The following is a 4,843-nucleotide window of genomic DNA, read 5'->3' on the forward strand; positions in this document are numbered from 1 at the left end:
ACTAAAAAAAGGGCAGGATGTAGTTTTAGAAAATGGTCAAACTGTGTTAAGTCAGGATGTAACAGCTGGACCGGTAAATGGATTCTCTATAAGTATTCTCGGAGATACGCGTTATTGCCAGGCATCAATTGAATTAAGCAGGGACGTTGATATCGTCATTCATGAAGCGACATTTGATGCAGGTACAGAGGAACTTGCGAAACCTTATGGCCATTCAACAATTACACAGGCAGCACAAGTTGCGAAAGAAAGTGGAGCCAAACATCTCATCGTTCAACATATCAGCGCCAGATTTTTACCCAGCCAAGCAGAAGAACTGCGAAAACAAGGATTATTCGTATTTCATTCCATTACTGTGGCGGAAGATTTTGCGGAATATGAATGGAAGCAAGATGAATTGAAAAGAATCAAAAATAAATAAGCGTATCTGAATGAAGGAATTCAGGTACGCTTATTTTTCTTTTGCAAGACCATTTACTTTTTCTTTCTTCGATACAAATCCATGGACTTGTAGCCTTCCCCTAGAATGGTTTCCATTTCAAGTAAGCGTTTTTCCTGGGTTTCAATTTTCTTCGCGCTATACACATATCGTGCCCAATCTTTTTGATAGCCGAAAGTCAATTTATTATAAGCTTCCAGAGAATCTTCATTGCGACTTAAATATTCTTTGATATGTTCGACATACTCAATATAATCATCGACACATTGAAAGTGATCCAAGAAAAAATAGTTTGAGATACTAGAGAAAAGGATTGAGTAATGACCTTAATATACACTTCTTATTCATAGAGATGGTTGAGTAGTTAGAAAAACATACTTACGAGATATAGTTGAAGTTATGGTGATGATCAGAAGAGAAGAATGGTTTGTACTTTGTACTTTAAGGTATCGGTTTCCAGCAAAGGGTGAGTGATAATCAATTCTATGGAGTAATTTACTGGTAAATAACTCCTATTCAAAAACAATAAATGAGTATATAGAATGATTTTACTTAACAAAGATTGTCAAAAAAATGTGCTTATAATACATAACTCATATACAAAAAATAACAAGTGAGTATATGGAATGATTTTCCTTAACAAACATTGCCAAAAAAATGCGTCTATACTACACTAGGTTTAATAGAAATAAAGTGAATATTCAATAGATTCATATACGAAAATCATAAGAAAATGAATGTGATTATTCAACATAGGAGGTGGATGCGAGAGTGAGGACGGAGAGGGAAAGCGGAAAAACATAAATGATTATGTTTAAATATGCAAGGGGGTATTTGGTGTTCTTCATGCTAGATAAATGGTTACAAGCGTATGTAGGGTTATTTATCCTAATTCGAAAGTATTATTTTATGAAAACGCATTCATTTTCGACACATTCCGATACCTGATGATCTATTTTTTCGCAATGGTTATATTAACAGGAAAATTTTCTCATCTAAGAGATTTCAATTTTAGGAGGTGATTTGATCTTTTAGGTAATTGGATGAATTGCATCACTATTTCAACTGAATGAACTAAGGAGGAGAAGTTTTGAAAAGAAAAATGAGTGCTCGCTTCAAATGGTTGTATGTAATTTTAAGTGCATTTTTAGTCCTATCATTAATGTTGCCTAGTATGGGTATGGCAGAAACAAATAATAAGCCATACACGTCTGTTAAAGAAGCTGCTTTAACATCCAATAAAAGTAAGATTAATAGTAAGCTAACTAAACAATTTGATAAACAGAAAGAAGTAACCTTCTTAATTAAATTTAAGCAACAAGCAAATACACTTGAAATAGCTACAGAAGCAGGGAAAAATGCAATTAGTCAAAAGGCTTCTCCTGCAAAGGCAAAGTATATGAAAAGATCTGCTGTTGTTTCTTCTTTAAGGTCAACAGCAATCGAAACACAAGTAAATGTTAAAGATTATTTGAAGAAACAAGAAAAAGCTGGTAAAGCAAAAAATACTAAATCCTTTTATATTGTTAATGGAATGGCCGTAACAGCTACGAAAGAGGTCATGGAACAAATCGCAGCTTTTCCTGAAGTTGAAAAGATTCTACCAAATGAAACGAGGCAGCTTCATAAAGCGGTAAAATCACAAGAAACTTCCCAGGCGAAGGCTAGTGTAAATAACCAAAAGGATTCTATAGAATGGAATCTTAAAAATATCGGTGTCCCTTCTGTATGGAAGTCGGGGATTGATGGCTCCGGGACAGTCGTAGCTTCCATTGATACAGGAGTACAGTGGGATCATCCCGCTTTAAAAGAAAAATACCGAGGATATGATCCAGCTAATCCGAATAATGTAGACCAAGAGTTCAATTGGTATGATCCAGTATCAAATGAATCGACGCCTTATGATGATGTTGGCCATGGAACCCATGTAACAGGAACAATGGTTGGTGCTGAACCTAACGGTGAAAATCAAATTGGTGTTGCACCGGGAGCAAAATGGATTGCTGTTAAGGCATTCTCTAAAGAAGGTGGGGAGGATGTAGATTTATTAGCAKCCGGTGAATGGATTTTAGCTCCAAAAGATAAAAATGGAAATCCTCACCCTGAAAAAGCACCTGACGTTGTCAATAATTCATGGGGCGGAGGTCCTGGGCTTGATGAATGGTACCGTCCAATGGTTGAAGCTTGGCGTGCGGCAGAAATTTTCCCTGAGTTTGCTGTAGGAAATATAAATTTCTGGAATCCTGGTGGACCCGGATCAGCTGCCAGTCCATCCAATTATCCAGAATCATTTGCAACAGGTGCGGTTGATATTAATAATAATTTAGCTCCATTTTCACTTCAAGGGCCTTCCCCATATGATGAGGTGAAACCAGATGTTTCAGCACCCGGAGTTGCTATCCGATCAGCCGTTTCAGGCAGTGGTTATGCATCTAATAATGGGACGTCAATGGCAGCACCGCATGTTGCTGGGCTTGTGGCCCTTCTTCGTCAAGTGGATTCAAGCTTAACAGTAGATGAATTAGAGGAAATATTATTATCAACCTCTACACCTTTAACGGACTCAACATTCCCGGATACCCCTAATAATGGGTACGGATACGGACTAGTTAATGCGTATGAAGCTGTGGCTTCCATTACTACCGGACTTGGCAAAATAAAAGGACAAGTTAGTGTAGAAGGCGAGGACGCAGAGCAACCAAAGTATGAGCATAGTGCTCCACAAAAAACATTCTCGGGCATGGATTTAGATTTAGATATTAAGGCAACAGATAATATCAGCGTAACGAATGTTGAACTACACTACTTAAAAGCAGATGGGAATTGGGATACGCTTCAAGCTAAAAGAATCTCAGGAGACCATAAAAATGGTTCATATATGGTAACAATTTCAGGAAAAGACATTAAAGAACCTATTCTCACTTACAAATGGAAAATAACCGATTATGTTGGAAATCAAGTTATAACCGATTCGTATAACATCTCTGTAAAACCAGGAATTGGCATCGGTTATTTAGAAGACTTTGAAACAAAGCCTGATGGTTGGCGTTCCTTCGGGGTAAATAATGTTTGGGAATGGGGAGTACCAACTTCGGGACCCCAAAAAGCCGTATCAGGTGAGAAAGTTTATGCGACAAAATTGGATGGACTTTATCCAGATATGGCAAATATGACGTTACTGATGCCGCCAATCGACCTTCCAGATGGGCAGGCATACTTACAATTTAAACAATGGTATGATTTTGAATCAAATTATGATTTTGGCCATGTATTAGTTTCAACAGATATGGAAAACTGGACGCAAAAATTCCGCGTCACTGGTCAAGAGTCCAGTAGTTATATTGATGGAGAAGTTGATTTAAGTGAGTATGCTGGTCAAAGAATTTTTGTTGCTTTTAATGCAACTTCAGACATTCTTTTTAATGATCGAGGATGGTATATAGACGACGTTCGTCTATCTAATCAACCTATTCAAGCAACTAACAAGGCCTCATTAGGGGTTGTTAAAGACCATAATCAACAAGATTCCCTAACAATGGCTACAAAGGTAAAAGTGGATCCAAGCAAAATAACTCCGGTTAAGCAGGAGATTTCTAAAGATAACTTAGAACAGGGAGCTTCTCCGTCAATCTTACCGCTTGATGCAGAGGTAAGTGTACTGGAAACAGGTAGATCAACCTTTACAAACCCGCAAAATGGCAGTTATCAATTAACTAATGCAACAGGAACATTCACAGTTCAGGCAGAGGCATACGGGCATCGTTCGGCATCGCAGTCTGTTACAGTTTCAGCTAACGAAGATGTAACAGCGAACTTGGTTTTGGAGGAAATTCCAAAAGGAACGATTTCAGGATTAGTCACAAATGAAGTGACGGGAGAACCAGTTCCAAATGCTACTCTGTTTTTAATGGAAGATGCTCAGATTCAACCTGTCCAAACAAATGAAAAAGGGGAATATAGCATTACTGCTTACGAAGGAAGTTATACTTTAAAAGTGGCATCCCCATCCTACTATGGTAAAGAATTAACCGTTAAAGTAAACGCGGGATCCTTCAAACAAGACATGCAGTTAAAACCTTTTATCGGGTATCCTGGAGAAATTGGCTACGATGATGGTACGCTTGAAAACGCACAAGGGTTCTATACCGGCGGGAATGGTTGGGCTGTCAAGATGTCTTTAGCTGAAGGCGAAACAAGTGCAATGGTAACAGGAGGATTATTCAAATTTTGGGGAGAAGATTGGCCGCAGCCTGGTGGAACGGATTTCAAGGTGGCTGTTTATGATACCAGTGGGAAAGATGGTGGACCTGGTAAAAAAATAGCAGGACCATTTAATGGAACCGCCAAAAGAAATGGTGAGTGGACACATGTAGATTTAAGTTCAAAAGGTATTATGGTCAGTGA

At 38.2% G+C, this 4,843-nt stretch carries 3 protein-coding genes; 2 read left to right on the top strand and 1 reads right to left on the bottom strand.

All coding sequences use genetic code 11. The features are described 5' to 3' along the window. Nucleotides 1-421, top strand: a 421-nt coding sequence (locus AC1DSB_RS14455; RefSeq protein WP_477586959.1) for an MBL fold metallo-hydrolase, incomplete at its 5' end; no start/stop codon positions are given. 53 nt (nt 422-474) lie between these two features. On the opposite strand, the gene AC1DSB_RS14460 is transcribed toward AC1DSB_RS14455, so the two are convergent. Then, nucleotides 475-720 carry a YdeI/OmpD-associated family protein gene (locus AC1DSB_RS14460; protein ID WP_477532233.1) on the bottom strand — a complete coding sequence of 82 codons (246 nt, stop codon included), beginning with the start codon at nt 718-720 and terminating at the stop codon, nt 475-477. An 809-nt stretch (nt 721-1,529) separates the two neighbouring features. Here AC1DSB_RS14460 and AC1DSB_RS14465 point away from each other — a divergent pair. Further along, nucleotides 1,530-4,843, top strand: a 3,314-nt coding sequence (locus tag AC1DSB_RS14465; protein WP_477586960.1) for a S8 family serine peptidase, incomplete at its 3' end; no start/stop codon positions are given.

It is taken from the genome of Paenisporosarcina sp. P4_E4_2 (assembly GCF_056401595.1).